This is a genomic window from Pseudomonas imrae (genome assembly GCF_046352735.2).
In the GTDB taxonomy this organism is placed as follows: Bacteria; Pseudomonadota; Gammaproteobacteria; order Pseudomonadales; family Pseudomonadaceae; genus Aquipseudomonas; species Aquipseudomonas imrae.
The window spans coordinates 1902887-1919152 of sequence record NZ_CP110853.2 but is presented as its reverse complement, the minus strand read 5'-3'; the positions used below and the strand labels follow the sequence as shown (position 1 = coordinate 1919152).

Below are 16266 nucleotides of genomic sequence, written 5' to 3'. Positions count from 1 at the left end.
CCCGGCCTAAACTTTGTCCATCACGTTTCAACGGACAGAGGATTCATCATCATGGGCAAACGTCATCCCGATCTCCCCGCCTGGCAATGGCGCGCCTACCCGCAGAACCATCAGCACCCGACCAACCTGGTGTTGCACCTGATTGCCGTGCCACTGTTCATCATCGGTTTTCTGTTGATTGTGTCCGGGGTGTTCAGCCTGAGTCTGGCCAGTGCTGCCATTGGCGTGGTCGGCGTGCTCGCCGGCCTGACGCTGCAACGTCACGGCCATAGTCTGGAATCCCAGGCCAGCGAGCCGTTCAGTGATCGTAAAGACGCAGTGCAGCGGTTGGTGGTCGAGCAGTTTTGACTTTTCCACTCTTTGTCCTGAGCGGTGGTTGGTGGCAGGCCTGGCTCCAGCGTCATCGGCGCTGACATTCGATCAGGCAAACACCACGACAGTCTGGCGACTGATAGCGATCAGTTGGCCGTCAGGACTCCATAGCGCGGCAGCTGCATGACCGTACCCATCACGGGCATGCTCTATCTCGACGTGGTATTGGCACCAGTCCAGCGTAGTCAGTGACACCAATGGCTGGATGAACTCAATGGTCCAGGTCAATGTGCTGCCAGGCGCCGGTTTTTTCAGGTGTGGCAGCAAGGCTGGCGGCCAGGCGTCTACCAACGCGAGGATATGCGCCTCGGTAAGTGGCTCTTCTTTCACGTCCCCGCGCAAGCGCACCCAGCCACCCATGTCCCGGGATTTGTTACCGGTGAAAGGCAGGCCGCCCACGCTCCAGCGCATCGCCAGATGACGCATGAACTCTGGCGTCACGCCTTTGATATAAGGCAGCTCCTGGCACTCGCCCCAATGTTTGAATGACGGCGCAGGCGTTGCTTGCACGTCGATTTCCGAGCTGCGTGAAGCGCCAAAGCTGGCTTGCACCAATGTCATCACTTCGCCGTTTTGCACGACCCGCCCGAGCAACTGACTGACCGCCTTACCCTCGCGCAATACTTCGACTTGGTAACTGGCAGAAACGTCTGGTGCCACTGGCCCGACAAAAGTAATGGCCAATGAGCGCAATGGGCGGTCATCCGGCACTTGTGCGCGCAGGGCTTCGTATTGCAAGGCGGCAACCAGGCCGCCAAATGTGGCACGTCCCTGAGCCCACTCAGCCGGAATCGTCACGTCCAACGGAGTGCTACGGGCAGCATCGAGCAAATCACTAAAGCGCATGGCGACCTCACATCAAGAAAATCGATTGAGGGATCTTACCCAGCGCGCCCATCAGACACAGCACTTATTCCGGCCAAATACCCGGACAGATAAGCCGCCGAGTCCGCTGGCCTCAGAAGCACTGCGCTGCAAGCTTATGCAAAACCCGATCAGCCTTGCCTTCTGCTTGGGCCATGGTGCGATGCCAAACCGCAACACAGGGCTGCAGGTCCGCCTGATGCTCGGCCTGAGCCAACCACTGCCAGTGATCATGCCAGTCCCCCAGCGCCCCCTGCGCAGACTTGAGGCGGGACATCGCCTTGGCAGGCAGCTTCCCCAGTCGCGGATAAGCCTCGGCAGCGTAACGCACGCGCTTGATCAGCAGGCGCAACCGGTGGCGGTCGTGATCGGGGTCATGCAATGCGGCATCGAGCTTCTGCCATTGTTTGGCCAAGCGCTTTTCGATGCGCACACGTAAACCCTTGAGCAGTTTTTGATGCTGGGACGCGCGGATAAATCGGGGGAAGGCAGCCAGGATCAGCAGTAACTGCGCCAACTCCGGACTTTGAGCGACCTCGCGGTAGGCCTGTGGCTGTTGACGCATACGCCGCGTAGCCGCTTGGTGGTAGCCATGTTGCTGGAGGTGGGCCGCCAACACTTCGCGGTCCCGCAACGGCGTGGTGAGTTGGCCGACTGCGCTGGCGGCAGCCCCAAGCTGCTCGACACCGGGTAAATCGCGCAAGGGCCGCAACAGGCTGCGCAGTCGCCGCACGGTAGTACGCAAATCGTGCAAGGCCTCATCATCCGTGACTGCGCCAAGACGTGCCTGGCAACTCAACAAACCGACTTCCAGACCGATGATCTGAGCGACTAACTGATCCACCAACGCCGACATACTGCTTCCCCTGTCAAACAACATTGAGGCACAAGTGAACCCTTGCCCCAAAACCACCTTAACGGTTATCGCTCGCTGGCATCTGACCCGGATCAACGGCCTGCGCGGGATTCACGAATATAGAAGCGGGCCTTTTCGGCCTTGTTGGCACAGCCTTCAAACGCTTCGAACTGTTGCTGCGTCTTGGCACCGGTCAACAAAGACAAGGCCTTGGAGTAACTGACAGTACCGGCAAAACCTTCGGCCTTAGCCAGGTCCAGCTCATGCCAGGCGGCATCCAATTGGCTGCCACAGCTGTCGCGATAGGCAGTTTTACCGGCACAACCGGCCAGGGCCAACACGATCACAGGCACACACATCCAGGCTTTCATCAATGACACCTCAAGAAAAAGAAAAACAGTCGTGGGATGTAGACGTTGCCTACATCAAAAAGTGCCTTCTTGCACTGCCTGAAATGCACAGTACCAATTGCCAGAGCATACCCGAGCAAACAACTCGGCTTGGAAAATAATCGCTTTCGTCAATTGGGATTGAAGCTGCTCCCGTGATGGGTGCATTGTGGACGTCTGTCTGGCGAAGGATCGAGTTATGAAAAAACGGGTTGCATTGGTCCTGGGCTCCGGGGGCGCGCGGGGTTATGCCCATATCGGAGTGATCGAAGAGATCGAAAGGCGTGGCTACGACATCGCGTGTGTCGCCGGTTGCTCGATGGGCGCGGTGGTCGGAGGGGTCTATGCCGCCGGCAAACTTCCGGACTATCGAAACTGGATCGAAAGCCTGGACTACCTGGATGTGTTGCGACTAGTGGATGTCAGCTTTCGCCTGGGGGCGATACGCGGTGAAAAGGTTTTCGGACAGATCCGCAAGATCGTCGGCGAAATCAACATCGAAGAGCTGCGAATCCCCTATACGGCTGTCGCCACGGACCTGACCAATCAGCAGGAGATCTGGTTCCAGGAAGGCTGTCTGCATCAGGCGATGCGGGCCTCGGCGGCAATTCCCAGCCTGTTCACCCCCGTGATGCAAGGCAACCGCATGCTGGTGGACGGCGGCCTGTTGAATCCGCTGCCGATCGTGCCCGTGGTGTCGAGCCATTGCGACCTGATTATCGCAGTCAACCTCAACGCTACCAATCAGAAACACTACAAACTGCCAGTGATCCAACGCCCGCCGGCGTTCAAAAGTCGTTTCGACAATCTGGTGCAATCTTTGGGCGCGCATCTCCCGTTTCGCCGCAAACAAGCCGAGCAGCTGTTGCTGCTGGAACAAGAGGCCCTGCAGGCCCAGGCTGCCGACATCAATCCATGGCCGGAAGGCGCCGACCCTGAAGCCCAGCAACCTGCCGCCGCCCCACAAGAAGCCGGCACCCCCAAGTCGGCTACCGGTTCATTCATCATCGACAACGTGGGACCTGCCTCGCTGCTGGACTTGATCAACCAGAGCTTCGAGGTGATGCAAACGTCATTGGCGCAGTACAAGATTGCGGGCTACCCGCCGGATATTCTCATCAACGTGCCCAAGCGGGTATGCCGGTTTTTCGAGTTCTACAAGGCGCCGGAGTTGATCGCACTGGGACGTGAGATTGCCAGCGATACGTTGGATCGGTATGAGAGTGAGCAGTCGTAGACGCCCCTGACAGATAGCCAGTGTCTGTCAGGCCGGCGCACCCAACAATCGATACCCTACCCCCGCCTCGGTCACGATAAACCGTGGCTGCGCCGGATCGTCCGCCAGTTTCTGGCGCAAATGTCCCACCACGATCCGCAGGTAATGGCTGTCTTCGGTATGGGTCGGCCCCCAAATATCCTTGAGCAATTGTTGCTGGGTAATCACTCGTCCGGGATGACGCGCCAGTTGCGCCAGCACCGCATACTCCTTGCGGGTCAGCGCCACTTCGGCACCGTCCAGCGAGACCCGGCGATAGGCCAGGTCCACGGTCAGCGGGCCGAAGCACAATGCGGCCTCCTGGGCCTCGCCGGCCGGCGCCTGGCGTAGCAGGGCTCGTATCCGGGCGAGAAACTCCTGGATACCGAAAGGTTTGGTCACGTAATCATTGGCGCCACCGTCCAGTGCCTGAACCTTCTGCTCTTCGTTGGCGCGTACCGACAACACCAGTACCGGCACCGTCGACCATTCGCGAAATTCGCGCAGCACTTGTTGCCCATCGATGTCCGGCAGGCCAAGGTCTAGCACCAGCAGGTCCGGTTTGTTCAGCGCAGCCTGGGCCAGTCCTTCATTGCCGCTTGCGGCTTCAATCACTTTATAGCCCTGGGAAGCCAGGCTGATGCGCAAGAATTTGCGGATCTGCGGCTCGTCATCAATGACCAAAATCGTCGCAGTCTGGCTCATGGTGTTCCATCAAAATCGGTGAAAAAAGAGAGTAGCGCAACTGAGGTCAAGGTTCACTTTCCAGGTCAGGTTGAGCCGGCAGCGGCAAGAACAGTGTGATGCTGGTACCTCGACCGCCAATCCCCTCGGCCACGCTGATATGCCCGCCATGGGCGCCGACCATTCCCTGGCAGATTGCCAGGCCCAGGCCAGTGCCTTGCCCGCCACGATCGCCCCTGGCAGCGGTGTAGAACATGTCGAAAATCTTCGCCCGCTCGTCCTCGGGAATGCCCGGGCCCTCGTCGCTGACAGAAAAAAACAGCTGCTGATCAGTCACGCCAGCGCTTAATTGCAGATGGCCGTGAGGCGGGGAAAACCGCGCAGCGTTTTCCAGCACATTGACCAGCGCCTGTTCGATCAGGGCCGCATGCACATACAGTAACGGCAGTTCGGCCGGTACATCGGTGCTCACTTGCAACGGCGTCAACACCGCGCGCAAACGGCCGAGGGCACTGCCGACAATATCACCGGGAGATACCCAATCGCGCGCCAGTTTCAAGGCGCCGTGGCCGAGACGGGTCATGTCCAGCAGGTTCTGGATGTAGCGATCCAGCCGCTCGGCTTCGTCACGGGTGCCTTCGAGCAACTCCTGGCGATCGGCCAGGGGAATCGCCTCCCCCAGGGCCAGCAAGCTGTCTATGCTGCCGCGCATGGAGGTCAGCGGCGTGCGCAAGTCATGGGACACTGACGCCAGCAACGCACTGCGCAGCTGTTCGGTTTCGCCGTGCAGGCGCGCCGCCTCCAGGTCCTGGGCCAACTGCGCGCGCGCCAGCGCCTGGGCCAACGGTTGGCTCAAGGCAGTGAGCAAGCGACGGCGCTGGCCGCTCAACTCCAGGCCGCTCTTGGGGCTGACACCGAGCAAGCCCAAGGGCCCATCCTCGCCGGACAACGGCCACCACCACCAACGCCCCAGTGGCAGTGTCCCGGTGCCTACCCCCGCTGGCTGGTCATGCTGCCAGGCCCAGTCGGCGGCGGCGCTTTCGGCTTCGGTAAAGGTGATTGGGCCACCCGTCTCGACCTTCCAGGCGCCCTGCCCATCACGATTGACCAGGCACAGCTGCAGGTCACTCCAACCTTGCAGGTGATGGGCCGCAGCACTGATCACCGCCTGGCGATCCGTGGCGGCGGTAAGTTTGCGCGACAGATCGAGCAGTTCGCTGGTTTCTTCCTGCGTGTCACGCAGAGCCTGCAGTTGCCGGCGCTGGCGAGCCGCCAGATTGCCGGTCAACGCGGCCATCAGCAGGAAGAACACCAGTGTCAGCACATCTTCCTCACGCTGGATGGCGAAGGAGAAATTCGGTGGAATAAACAGGAAATCATAAGTCAGAAACGATAACGCCGCGCAGGCCAGCGCAGGCCCCAGGCTACTGCGCACGGCCACCAGCAGCACGGCAGCGAGAAATACCAAGGAGATATTGGGTAATGCCAGAAGGCTCGATACTCCCCAGGCCAAGGCACTGGCGAGAACCGTTGCCAGCACCGCCAGACCATAGTCGAACCAAACAAGGCCACGCATATCGGGCAAACGCGGTGGCGCCGGAGCATCGTCGCTGTCGAGCACGTTGATTTCCAGGCCTCGCGCATTGCGCAACAACCGCGCCGCGAGCCCCCCGCCAAACAGTCGGCGCCGCCAGCGGGGGCGGGACTGTCCGACCAATACCAGGCTCGCACGGCGCTCGGCGGCGTGCTGGATAAGGGTCTTGGCCACCTCGCCGGCACGCAGCAACACCACTTCGCCCCCAAGGCGCTCTGCCAATTGCTGGGCGTTTTGCAGGCGCAGACGTGATTGCTCGTCGCGCACGCGACCGTTGTCGACATGCACCAGGCTCCAGGGCAGATGCCGACGCTGGGCCACGCGACTGGCATGGCGTACCAACCGCTCGGCCTGGGCATCACCATCGATCCCAACCAACAGCCGCCCACGCACTGTCGGTACGACCTGGCCAAGTTGGCGATAGCCCTGGGCCAAATCATCATCGACGTGAGCGGCGGCGGTTTGCATCGCCAACTCCCGCAGAGCCATGAGATTGGTCTGGGTGAAGAATGCATCAATGGCTGCGCGAGCCTGCTCCGGTACGTAGACCTTGCCATCGCGCAAGCGCTCCAACAGCTCACGGGATGGCAGGTCGATCAACAGCAGTTCATCTGCCTCCTGCAGCACCCAATCAGGCAAGGTTTCACGCACTTGCACACCGGTAATGCCCCGCACCTGATCGTTGAGGCTTTCCAGGTGTTGGACGTTGACCGTCGTGAACACATTGATGCCGGCGGCGAGCAGTTCCTGAATGTCCTGCCAGCGCTTTTCATGGCGGCTGCCGGGTGCGTTGCTGTGAGCCAGTTCGTCCACCAGCACCAGCGTGGGTTTGGCGGCGAGCAAGCCGTCGAGGTCCATCTCCTCCAACATCACGCCTCGGTATTCGCAGCGCAGCAAAGGCTGCTGCACCAAGCCACCCAGCAAGGCCTCGGTTTCGGCGCGAGCATGGGTTTCGACCACACCGGCAACTACCTTGACGCCTTGGCGCAACTGGCTGTGGGCGGCCTGGAGCATGGCGTAAGTCTTGCCCACACCCGGGGCGGCGCCGAGAAACACTTTTAGTCGGCCACGGCCATTGCGGGACAGATCGGCTAACAGGGCATCGGCGCGGCCGGAGTTGCTCATGAGGTCAGTCTTCTTTCAGTGATCAATATAAAGAACAGGCTACCGCCATCACGGCGGTGCTGTGGCCTACAGCTTTTCCAGCGCCATGTTCAGCGCCAGCACATTCACTACCGGCGGCCCAACCAGCGGGCTTTCGATGTGTGCGTCCATCAGTCGTTCCAGGGCCGACACCGATAGATGCCGCGCCGCAGCCACACGCGCCAGTTGATAGGCAATCGCTTGCGGAGGCAAGTGTGGATCAAGGCCGCTGCCAGAAGTCGTCAACAGCGCCAGCGGCACCGGGCCCTGGCCTGGAACCTGCAATTTACCGGCGTCTTCGAACACCCGCGTCGCCAGTGCCGGGTTGCTGGGCCCCAAGTTGCTGGCACTGCTGGAAACAGTCGCATAAGCACCTGCCGACGGCCGCGGGTGGAACCAGCCGTCACCGGTAAAATCCTGGGCGATCAGGCTGGAGCCTCGCACCTTGCCATCGGCATCGCGCACCAGGCTGCCATTGGCCTGTTCGGGGAAAGCCACCTGGGCAACACCGGTCACCACCAAAGGGTACGCCACACCGGTGATCAGGCTCATCAACACCAGTAGGCTCAAGGCCGGGCGGATCATCTTGGTCATCATCAAATCCTCAAAGAAAACACGTCACTGAGTGCCGCAGCCCAACGACTGCGGCATCGCTTCAAACCAGGTGCAACGCAGTCAATAGCATGTCAATCGCCTTGATCCCCACGAACGGCACCACAATCCCACCAACGCCATAGATCAACAGGTTGCGCCGCAGCAACGCCGAAGCGCTCGCTGCCTGCACCCGCACACCCCGCAGGGCCAGCGGAATCAGCACCACGATGATCAAGGCATTGAACACGATGGCCGAGAGGATCGCGCTCTGGGGACTACTCAGGTGCATCACATTGAGCACGCCCAGTTGCGGGTAGATCGAAGCGAACAGCGCCGGCAGGATGGCGAAGTACTTGGCCACGTCGTTGGCAATAGAGAACGTGGTCAGCGCACCTCGAGTCACCAGCAACTCCTTGCCGACCTGTACCACGTCCAGCAGCTTGGTAGGGTCGCTATCGAGATCGACCATGTTTGCCGCCTCGCGAGCCGCTTGCGTACCGTCATTCATCGCCATGCCGACGTCTGCCTGAGCCAGTGCCGGCGCGTCGTTGGCGCCGTCGCCGCACATGGCCACCAGGCGTCCGTCATTCTGTTCAAGGCGAATACGCGCCAGCTTTTTCTCGGGCGTGGCTTCGGCCAGTACATCGTCAACGCCCGCCTCGGCGGCGATGGCAGCGGCGGTCAACGGGTTGTCGCCCGTCACCATCACCGTGCGGATCCCCAGCTTGCGCAGTTCGGCGAAACGTTCGCGAATACCGGGCTTGACCACATCCTTGAGGTGAATCGCACCGAGCAGCTTGCCGTCGGCACACACCAGCAGTGGCGTGCCACCACTCTGGGCAATCTTGTCGATTTCCCTGTACAGCACCGGCAGCAAGTCGTGACGTTGCATGCCGATAAACGCCAGCACCGAGTCGACGGCGCCTTTACGCAATACGCGCCCCTGATAATCGACACCGGACAAACGTGTCTCAGCACTGAACGGCACGCCGGTCAGCTCCTCGGCAGCCGGCTCGTTTTGCGGATGCAACGCACGCAGGTACTCGACGATGGATTTGCCTTCGGCGGTGTCGTCCGCCAGAGAAGCCAGCAACGCACCTTCGGCCAGTTCCTTGCCGCTGACGCCTGGGGCTGCGTACACCGCCGCGCACCGGCGATTACCAAAGGTGATGGTGCCGGTCTTGTCCAGCAGCAGTACATGCACGTCACCCGCCGCTTCCACTGCGCGGCCGGACTTGGCGATCACGTTGAGGCGCACCAGACGGTCCATGCCGGCAATGCCGATGGCCGACAACAGACCGCCAATGGTGGTAGGAATCAGCGTCACCAGCAGGGCGACCAAAAACACCAGCGGCAGGCTGCCATTGGCGAAGTACGCGAACGGCTGCAAGGTCACCACTACTAACAGGAAGATCAAGGTCAGGCCGATCAGCAGGATATCCAGCGCCACTTCATTGGGGGTCTTCTGGCGCTTGGCCCCTTCTACCAGGGCGATCATCCGGTCCAGGGTCGACTCGCCCGGGTTGGCAGTGATGCGGATCAGCAGCCAGTCCGACACCAGGCGGGTATTGCCGGTGACGGCCGAGCGATCACCACCGGACTCGCGAATCACTGGCGCCGACTCGCCGGTAATCGCCGCTTCGTTGACTGCGGCAATGCCCTCTATGACTTCGCCGTCACCGGGGATCATTTCCCCGGCGGCGACCCGCACCACATCGCCTTTGCGCAGGCTGGTGGCAGGCACTGTCTTGAAGCTGCCATCTGCCTCTTTTCGCTGGGCATTGAGGCCATCACTGCCGGCCTTGAGGCTATCGGCACGGGCCTTGCCACGCCCCTCTGCCAACGCTTCGGCGAAGTTGGCGAACAGCACCGTAAACCACAGCCATAACGCGATTTGCACAGCGACGAAGGTGGACACGGCGGCATCAGGTATAAAGCACAGCACGGTGGTGAACACCGCAGTCAGCTCCACCACCAGCATCACAGGCGAGCGTTTCAACTGTCGTGGGTCCAGCTTGACGAAAGCCTGGACCAGCGCCGGGCGCCACAGGGCCGAGATTGCGGTTTTGGCCGGCTCCTGGGTGTTGACCGGTGCGGCATTTTTTACAGGCATATTCATGTTCATATCCCTTTTTTAGAAACCCATGCTCAGGTGTTCCGCGATAGGTCCCAATGCCAGTGTCGGCAAGAAGGTCAGGCCGCCCACCAGCAAGATGGTCACGGTCAACAGGGTCACGAACAGCGGTCCATGGGTCGGAAAGCTGTTCTGGCTGACAGGTGCACTCTTCTTCATCGCCAGGCTGCCGGCCAGGGCCAGTACCGGGAGGATGTAGCCAAAACGACCGATCAACATGCCCAGGCCCTGCATCAGGTTGTGAAAGGGCGTGTTGGCACCAAAGCCGCCGAATGCCGAACCGTTGTTGGCGCCGGCGGAGGTGTAGGCGTAAAGCAACTGGCTAAAACCGTGGGGACCAGGGTTGCTGATCGCAGCCGCAGGGCCTGGCAGGCTGGCGGCGATAGCGCCGAGCACCAGCACGGCTACCGGCATGACCAGCAGCGTCACCACCAGCAGTTGCACTTCCCTGGCCTGGAGCTTCTTGCCCAGGTATTCCGGTGTACGACCGATCATCAGGCCGGCGAGAAACACCGCGATCAGCACATTGAGCAACATGCCGTACATCCCGGCACCGACGCCGCCGAAGATCACTTCGCCGACCATCATATTGACCAGCGCCACCATTCCACTGAGGGGGCTGAGGCTGTCCTGCATGCCGTTGACCGAGCCATTGGACGCCGCCGTGGTAGTCACCGACCACAGCACGGTGCCGGTAGTACCGAAGCGGGCTTCCTTACCCTCCAACGGTGCAACCTGCTCGACAGCGGGGTTGTCCAGGGTCGGATTGGGCTGGTATTCGGACCAGAGCGACACCGAGCCCCCGATCAGGAACAGTGCGAGCATGCAGCCGAGAATCGCACGGCTCTGGCGCAGGTCTTTGACGTAATGGCCAAACGTGAACACCAGAGCAGCCGGGATCAGGATGATCGAAGCCACCTCAAACAAATTGGACCAGGCCGTCGGGTCTTCGAATGGATGCGCCGAGTTGACGCCAAAGAAGCCGCCGCCGTTGGTGCCCAATTGCTTGATCGCGATCTGGCTGGCTGCCGGCCCCAACGGAATCAGTTGATCCGCGCCCTGCATCGTCAGTGCATTCACGTAATGGGCAAAGGTCTGGGGTACGCCCTGCCAGACCAGAAACAACGCCAGCACCAGGCACAGTGGCAACAGCCCATAAAGGGTGGCACGGGTCATGTCGACCCAGAAGTTGCCCAGTGTGCTTGCCGATTTGCGACCAATCCCGCGGCACAAAGCAACAAGGACAGCCAGGCCGGTGGCCGCACTGACAAAATTCTGCACGGTAAGACCGACCATCTGGCTGAAGTAGCTCAGGGACGCCTCACCGCTGTAGGACTGCCAGTTGGTATTGGTGATAAAGCTGACGGCAGTGTTGAAGGCCTGCGTCCACTCCATGCCCGGCAGTTGCTGCGGGTTGAGGGGCAATGAGCCCTGCAGCAGCAGGATCGAGAACAACAGCACAAAGCCTGCAAGGTTGAAGACCAGCAAGGCCAAGGCATACTTCTGCCAACTTTGCTCCTGTTGTGCATCAACTCCCGACAGGCGCAAACAGACACGCTCGACCGGCCCGAGCACAGGCGTCAGCCAGGTGCGCTGCCCCTCCATCACCTTGTAGTAGAACCGTCCCAGAAAGGGCGCCGGAACCAGCACTACGGCAAAAAAGGCGATGACCAGCCAATAGTCATAACTGTGCATAGCCGCTCCTAGTTCCGATCTGCGCGTAGCAGCGCAACCAGCAGGTAAATGAACAGCGCCACGGCCAATAGCAGTGACACCCCGTCCAGAATGCTCATGGAAGTTTCTCCGTCGTACGGCGAGTGCCGCGTGTAGGAGGATTGTCCGCAGGAGTGGCGTAAAGGAACGAGAGCGAGTAGGCAGTCGGAGCGTAAAATCGGCGTAAAGAGTGGGTTTATGCGGGGTTTATGTGGCTAGAACGTCCTGCGAGGCAGAACGGGCCTACAATGGAACGACTGACGAAGCCCGTTACTCAAAGCTGATAGTGCTGTGGGAAATCCTCCCCACGGCAGTCGGCCTCAAGGAGAGCCCTATGCCCTGGTATGCCTGGTTAATCATGGCCGTCGCTATCGGTTCGATTGTCGGTGGTTTGATGATGTTGCGCGACAGCGCCCACAAAGTGGAACTGACCGATGAGCAACGCAAGCGCGTAGCCGAACGCAACGCGCAAGCGGATGCCAAAGATGCACAGGACCGCTGACTGATCATCTACTCCCAATCTGCTTTCGCGATATGCAGGCCGTGCTGGCCGTCGTAGGCAGCACGCTCTGGCGAATTCCATCCCTTCAGCAGGTCATCCTCCAGTCGATAGATCTCTATTCCCAACGGCCGGCAAACGCTGAGGGGGTCCTGCGCATCAGGGCCCCACATCGGCAACGACAAATCCCCCCCCGGACAGGTCGATAGTGCGCACAGCACATCGATCTCAGCGAAGAACTCGAGGTAGTCACCTTGCTGCGCCGGACACGCTTTCATGAAGTACATGTCATCGTGGTTAAGGCCCGTGCACTGGAAAATGTTCAGCACGTCATGCACATCAAACTCGGTCAGCCCGTGAGGCAGCACCGCGCGAGTCAGGTTCGAGTGGCAGTGATGATGAAAGTCCTCCCCGGTAAGCATCTTGTTCACGTAGGGATCGCAACGAGTTCCCAACAGGTCGTGCAATCGTGCGCCGTGCTCATCGATTCCATAACCAGCCAGACTGTCATCGGTAATCGTCAGCAGCGGGCGCAGGAACGGCAGGTTTGACCACAGCCGATCATGGGTTGTGACATGCGCGCCCTGTAACTGTCGGGTACGCGCCGCCCACAGCCGCTCGCGCGGATCGTTGGCATTCCACACGTTAAAATCCCCCACCTGCGGGCCTACCGGGGTAGTCACTCGGAACACATGGCCAGCCGGGACTTTCCATGCCCTGCCAGTCCTTATCGGGACTTCGAATTGCTCAATCAGCGTGCGTCGCTCAGCCTCGTCGCGAACCCGTTCATAGAACGCCTTGTCGACCTGCAACGCTGAACCTTTGCTGACTTGATAAGCCGCTGGGTAGTCTTTGTACATGGTGCAATGCTCCAATTAACGGTGGGTTGCGAGTCGGCAACGGGCTTTCGTGATTGTTCGACAATCTTTGCGGTACATAATCACTATTCATGCCAAACAGCAAAGGAGCCGCGATAAATCTCGCGACTTTGTAAAGAGCCGGGAATCCGCACAAAAGCTTGGTTAATATGGCGTGATGTATCGGAGGGTGCCATCAATGCGCTATTCGCAAGATCACAAAGCTCAAACCCACCAGCGCATCATCAAGGAGGCCTCTGTCCGATTTCGCCGCGACGGCATCGGCGCCACCGGCCTGCAGCCCCTGATGAAAGCCCTGAGTCTCACCCATGGTGGGTTCTACGCCCATTTCAAATCCAAGGACGAACTGGTGGAAGAGGCCTTGCAAGCCGCCGCCGAAGAGCTGGACGCCCATTGCGCGGCGCTGTTCAGCCAGCAACGACCGCTGGAAGCATTTATCGACAGTTATCTATCCGAATGGCACCGGACATCACCGGCCCACGGCTGCCCATTACCCACCATGTCCTCGGAACTGGGGCAACACGGGCGGCAGAGCCCCACCACCGATGCGATACTGGCTGCAAGACTCACCCAAATCGAAGCCGCGCTCGACAATACAAATGCGCAGGAGCAAAGTTTGGTCATGATGTCGACCTTGGTAGGCGCGCTAGTGTTGGCGAGAAGCGTAAAAAACCCTGGTTTGGCAACGCGGATTCTTGAGGTAGTGAGCGGGCATCTGAAAACCCTGGGCGAAAAAAAGACCGGTCAATAACCGGTCTTCTTTTTGCCTGCCTTTTGCCCTACCTGATTTCCAGACGGTCGCGATTCTTCTCCAGAAGCGACTTGCCAATCCCCTTCACCTCCAGCAACTCATCCACCGCCGTGAAAGAACCATTGGACTCCCGATAAGCGATGATTGCCTTCGCCTTGGCCGCGCCGATGCCGAACAGATCCCGCTGCAGGGTTTGCGCATCAGCCGAGTTGAGATTTACCTTGGAAGTGGATTGCTCGGCTTTGACCATCTGGGCCGCGACCGGCGATGAGGCCTCTGGTTTTACAGAAGGGGCGGCTGTGGCAGCGAGGGAAAAACTGGTGAGAACGGCAAACACCAGGGAGGAAAAACAGGATCTACGCATTTGAAAACGCTCCATGACATCGATGAGTAAAGCAGCTTTCCGAAGCTGCTTTTCAAACTTAGGCGATGTGCCGGGATAGTCAAAAGTGGGTGAGTTACAGCATATGAATATCCGTACCCGACCCTGTCGCGGCGGATAATCCTTGGGCAGTGGACCTCAAGGTTCGAGACGACGCTGCTGGTGAAACCAGTCGACGATTTCACCATCCGGACTGTAGCCACTGACTGTTTCACGCAGCAATTGGCGAACGCGGGGATAGTCATTCTGATCCACAGCAGCAAGAAGCTCAGTCAACTTGCCTTTGAGCACATCCCACGCAAAATGATCTTCGTTAGCCCGCATGATCATCGGATGCTGGGTAGCAGCCACGTTGTCGCCAATCAGTAACTCCTCGTAGAGCTTTTCTCCAGGACGCAGTCCGGAGAACTCGATCGCGATGTCACCATGGGGATTCTTGTCAGAACGAACACTCAAGCCAGACAGGTGGACCATCTTCTCGGCCAGTTCGACAATCTTTACCGGCTCCCCCATATCCAGCACGAAAACATCCCCGCCCAGGCCCATGGAACCGGCTTGGATTACCAGTTGGGCGGCTTCCGGAATGGTCATGAAGTATCGGGTGATCTTCGGATGAGTGACCGTCAACGGGCCACCCGACTTGATCTGCTTGTGAAATAGCGGAATCACTGAACCGGAAGACCCCAGTACATTGCCGAAGCGAACCATGGTGAAGCGTGTTTTGTTGACCCGCGATACGTTCGACTGATCACCGAACAGTACAGGCGCCAGTTCGCGGCTAAGGGCTTGAAGCGTCAATTCCGCAAGGCGCTTGGTGCTGCCCATGACATTGGTAGGACGGACAGCCTTATCAGTGGAAATCAGCACGAAGTTGGCCACGCCCGTCTGCAAGGCAGCTTGAGCTGTGTTCAGCGTCCCGATCACGTTGTTCAACACACCTTCGGCGATGTTGTGCTCAACCATCGGCACATGCTTGTAAGCGGCTGCATGGTAGACAGTGTTGATGCCCCAGGTTTTCATGACGCTTTCAAGCTTGGACTGATTGCGTACAGAGCCCAGTATCGGCAGTAACTTTACGGACAGCGACTCACGCGTAACACGTTGCTCAAGCTCCGATAGGATGCTGTAGAGATTGAACTCGCTGTGTTCGAACAACAGGAGCGTGGTCGGACGCAGGGCGAGAATCTGCCGGCACAGTTCAGACCCTATGGACCCCCCGGCTCCGGTTACCAGAACGTTCTGGCCCTTGATGCAATGCTCCAGTAGCTCACCCTGGGCAGGCACTGTGTCGCGTCCCAAAAGGTCGGCGATGTCCACTTCCTGAATGTCATCCACCTTGACCCGGCCACTGGCCAGGTCCATGAAACCTGGAACGCTTCGTACGTGAAGTGGAAAACCCTCAAGGAAACCGAGAATTTCCCGACGGCGGCCGCGATTGGAAGACGGGATTGCCAACAGGATTTCCTGGGCACCGGTGACATCGATCATGCGCTGGATATGCTTGGGTTTGTACACCTGCAAACCTGAAATAACACGATCGGAGATACTGGAGTCATCATCGATGAAGGCCACCGGACGCATCACTCGGCCCATCCTCAGTGCAGCAACTAGTTGGTTACCAGCAGCTCCCGCGCCGTAAATGGCCACTCGTGGAAGACCATCTTCACGACTGGTAAAAGGCACATGCTGCGCTGCCGCAAACCAATCTCCCAGAAAGTACTGGCGCATGGCCAGACGCAGGCCACCCACCATGATCAGGCTAAGCCACCAATAGTTGAAAATAATCGAGCGCGGAACGACGCTCTGGTGATTGCTATACCAATACACCAACACGCCCAGAATGAGGGATGAAAGGCTGACCGCCTTGATGATCGCGATGAGAGCATCGTTGCCGAAATACCGCATTACCGCTCGGTACATTCCGAAACGGATAAACAACGGTATAGCCACTATCGGGGCAGCGAGAAACAACCAGAAGTGAACACGAACGGGGTTAACCATTTCGTCCAGTCCAAGCCTTACGACGAACGCAAGCCATAAAGCCGCCCAAACCATGAAGACGTCGGTACCGACTTGAATCAGCCGTTTTTTGCGACGTGGCAGCCCCACCAAAAATGCTCGCAATCTGTTCATAGTCCCTTCACTCACCTCAGACTCA

At 59.3% G+C, this 16266-nt stretch carries 15 protein-coding genes and 1 pseudogene; 4 read left to right on the top strand and 12 right to left on the bottom strand.

What is annotated here, in order from left to right; all coding sequences use genetic code 11:
* The first annotated feature begins 51 nt into the window (after positions 1-51).
* A pseudogene (locus tag OQ460_RS08750) lies at positions 52-413 on the top strand (terminase).
* A 7-nt stretch (positions 414-420) separates the two neighbouring features.
* Here OQ460_RS08750 and OQ460_RS08745 read toward each other — a convergent pair.
* The 3 genes from OQ460_RS08745 to OQ460_RS08735 form a co-directional block, all read right to left on the bottom strand.
* Entirely contained in the window at positions 421-1218 is a 798-nt protein-coding gene (locus OQ460_RS08745; RefSeq protein ID WP_410021417.1) for an acyl-CoA thioesterase, read from the bottom strand.
* Between the two features lie 112 nt (positions 1219-1330).
* Positions 1331-2092: a CHAD domain-containing protein gene (locus OQ460_RS08740; protein WP_410021416.1), complete on the bottom strand. Its 762-nt coding sequence runs from the start codon at positions 2090-2092 to the stop codon at positions 1331-1333.
* 92 nt (positions 2093-2184) lie between these two features.
* Positions 2185-2463 carry a hypothetical protein gene (locus OQ460_RS08735; RefSeq protein WP_410021415.1) on the bottom strand — a complete coding sequence of 93 codons (279 nt, stop codon included), beginning with the start codon at positions 2461-2463 and terminating at the stop codon, positions 2185-2187.
* A 217-nt stretch (positions 2464-2680) separates the two neighbouring features.
* On the opposite strand from OQ460_RS08735, the gene OQ460_RS08730 reads away from it, so the two are divergent.
* A complete protein-coding gene (locus OQ460_RS08730; RefSeq protein ID WP_410021414.1) occupies positions 2681-3718 on the top strand; it encodes a patatin-like phospholipase family protein in 1038 nt (345 codons plus the stop codon).
* Positions 3719-3745: 27 nt separating this feature from the next.
* Here OQ460_RS08730 and OQ460_RS08725 read toward each other — a convergent pair whose 3' ends face one another.
* The 6 genes from OQ460_RS08725 to kdpF all read right to left on the bottom strand — a co-directional run bounded on the left by OQ460_RS08725 (position 3746) and on the right by kdpF (position 11678).
* Positions 3746-4441 (bottom strand): response regulator, encoded by a 696-nt coding sequence (locus tag OQ460_RS08725; protein ID WP_410021413.1) that lies wholly within the window; start codon positions 4439-4441, stop codon positions 3746-3748.
* Positions 4442-4487: 46 nt separating this feature from the next.
* Positions 4488-7139, bottom strand: coding sequence for a DUF4118 domain-containing protein (locus OQ460_RS08720; RefSeq protein WP_410021412.1), 2652 nt, complete (start codon positions 7137-7139; stop codon positions 4488-4490).
* A 66-nt stretch (positions 7140-7205) separates the two neighbouring features.
* Complete coding sequence (gene kdpC, locus OQ460_RS08715; protein WP_410021957.1) at positions 7206-7751, bottom strand: potassium-transporting ATPase subunit KdpC; 546 nt, start codon at positions 7749-7751, stop codon at positions 7206-7208.
* Positions 7752-7812: 61 nt separating this feature from the next.
* Entirely contained in the window at positions 7813-9876 is a 2064-nt protein-coding gene (gene kdpB / locus OQ460_RS08710) for a potassium-transporting ATPase subunit KdpB (protein ID WP_410021411.1), read from the bottom strand.
* Positions 9877-9885: 9 nt separating this feature from the next.
* Entirely contained in the window at positions 9886-11580 is a 1695-nt protein-coding gene (gene kdpA / locus OQ460_RS08705) for a potassium-transporting ATPase subunit KdpA (protein WP_410021410.1), read from the bottom strand.
* A gap of 8 nt (positions 11581-11588) precedes the next feature.
* Positions 11589-11678, bottom strand: coding sequence for a K(+)-transporting ATPase subunit F (kdpF, locus tag OQ460_RS08700; protein WP_017128001.1), 90 nt, complete (start codon positions 11676-11678; stop codon positions 11589-11591).
* Positions 11679-11932: 254 nt separating this feature from the next.
* On the opposite strand from kdpF, the gene OQ460_RS08695 reads away from it, so the two are divergent.
* Positions 11933-12100 (top strand): DUF2897 family protein, encoded by a 168-nt coding sequence (locus OQ460_RS08695; protein ID WP_133098895.1) that lies wholly within the window; start codon positions 11933-11935, stop codon positions 12098-12100.
* A gap of 8 nt (positions 12101-12108) precedes the next feature.
* On the opposite strand, the gene OQ460_RS08690 is transcribed toward OQ460_RS08695, so the two are convergent.
* Positions 12109-12957: an urea carboxylase-associated family protein gene (locus OQ460_RS08690; RefSeq protein WP_410021409.1), complete on the bottom strand. Its 849-nt coding sequence runs from the start codon at positions 12955-12957 to the stop codon at positions 12109-12111.
* Positions 12958-13153: 196 nt separating this feature from the next.
* Between OQ460_RS08690 and OQ460_RS08685 the strand changes: the two genes are divergently transcribed.
* On the top strand, positions 13154-13726 hold the full coding sequence (locus OQ460_RS08685; protein WP_410021408.1) for a TetR/AcrR family transcriptional regulator: 573 nt from the start codon (positions 13154-13156) through the stop codon (positions 13724-13726).
* Positions 13727-13754: 28 nt separating this feature from the next.
* Here OQ460_RS08685 and OQ460_RS08680 read toward each other — a convergent pair whose 3' ends face one another.
* Both OQ460_RS08680 and OQ460_RS08675 read right to left on the bottom strand, forming a co-directional pair.
* Positions 13755-14090 (bottom strand): ComEA family DNA-binding protein, encoded by a 336-nt coding sequence (locus tag OQ460_RS08680; RefSeq protein ID WP_410021956.1) that lies wholly within the window; start codon positions 14088-14090, stop codon positions 13755-13757.
* A gap of 156 nt (positions 14091-14246) precedes the next feature.
* A complete protein-coding gene (locus OQ460_RS08675; protein WP_410021955.1) occupies positions 14247-16241 on the bottom strand; it encodes a polysaccharide biosynthesis protein in 1995 nt (664 codons plus the stop codon).
* Positions 16242-16266 lie beyond the last annotated feature (25 nt).

What these genes read in the sequence shown, in the direction of transcription:
- OQ460_RS08745 (WP_410021417.1), bottom strand. Translation starts at nt 1,218, where the DNA reads ATGCGCTTTAGTGATTTGCTCGATGCTGCCCGTAGCACTCCGTTGGAC.
- OQ460_RS08740 (WP_410021416.1), bottom strand. Translation starts at nt 2,092, where the DNA reads ATGTCGGCGTTGGTGGATCAGTTAGTCGCTCAGATCATCGGTCTGGAA.
- OQ460_RS08735 (WP_410021415.1), bottom strand. Translation starts at nt 2,463, where the DNA reads ATGAAAGCCTGGATGTGTGTGCCTGTGATCGTGTTGGCCCTGGCCGGT.
- OQ460_RS08730 (WP_410021414.1), top strand. Translation starts at nt 2,681, where the DNA reads ATGAAAAAACGGGTTGCATTGGTCCTGGGCTCCGGGGGCGCGCGGGGT.
- OQ460_RS08725 (WP_410021413.1), bottom strand. Translation starts at nt 4,441, where the DNA reads ATGAGCCAGACTGCGACGATTTTGGTCATTGATGACGAGCCGCAGATC.
- OQ460_RS08720 (WP_410021412.1), bottom strand. Translation starts at nt 7,139, where the DNA reads ATGAGCAACTCCGGCCGCGCCGATGCCCTGTTAGCCGATCTGTCCCGC.
- kdpC (WP_410021957.1), bottom strand. Translation starts at nt 7,751, where the DNA reads ATGACCAAGATGATCCGCCCGGCCTTGAGCCTACTGGTGTTGATGAGC.
- kdpB (WP_410021411.1), bottom strand. Translation starts at nt 9,876, where the DNA reads ATGAACATGAATATGCCTGTAAAAAATGCCGCACCGGTCAACACCCAG.
- kdpA (WP_410021410.1), bottom strand. Translation starts at nt 11,580, where the DNA reads ATGCACAGTTATGACTATTGGCTGGTCATCGCCTTTTTTGCCGTAGTG.
- kdpF (WP_017128001.1), bottom strand. Translation starts at nt 11,678, where the DNA reads ATGAGCATTCTGGACGGGGTGTCACTGCTATTGGCCGTGGCGCTGTTC.
- OQ460_RS08695 (WP_133098895.1), top strand. Translation starts at nt 11,933, where the DNA reads ATGCCCTGGTATGCCTGGTTAATCATGGCCGTCGCTATCGGTTCGATT.
- OQ460_RS08690 (WP_410021409.1), bottom strand. Translation starts at nt 12,957, where the DNA reads ATGTACAAAGACTACCCAGCGGCTTATCAAGTCAGCAAAGGTTCAGCG.
- OQ460_RS08685 (WP_410021408.1), top strand. Translation starts at nt 13,154, where the DNA reads ATGCGCTATTCGCAAGATCACAAAGCTCAAACCCACCAGCGCATCATC.
- OQ460_RS08680 (WP_410021956.1), bottom strand. Translation starts at nt 14,090, where the DNA reads ATGCGTAGATCCTGTTTTTCCTCCCTGGTGTTTGCCGTTCTCACCAGT.
- OQ460_RS08675 (WP_410021955.1), bottom strand. Translation starts at nt 16,241, where the DNA reads ATGAACAGATTGCGAGCATTTTTGGTGGGGCTGCCACGTCGCAAAAAA.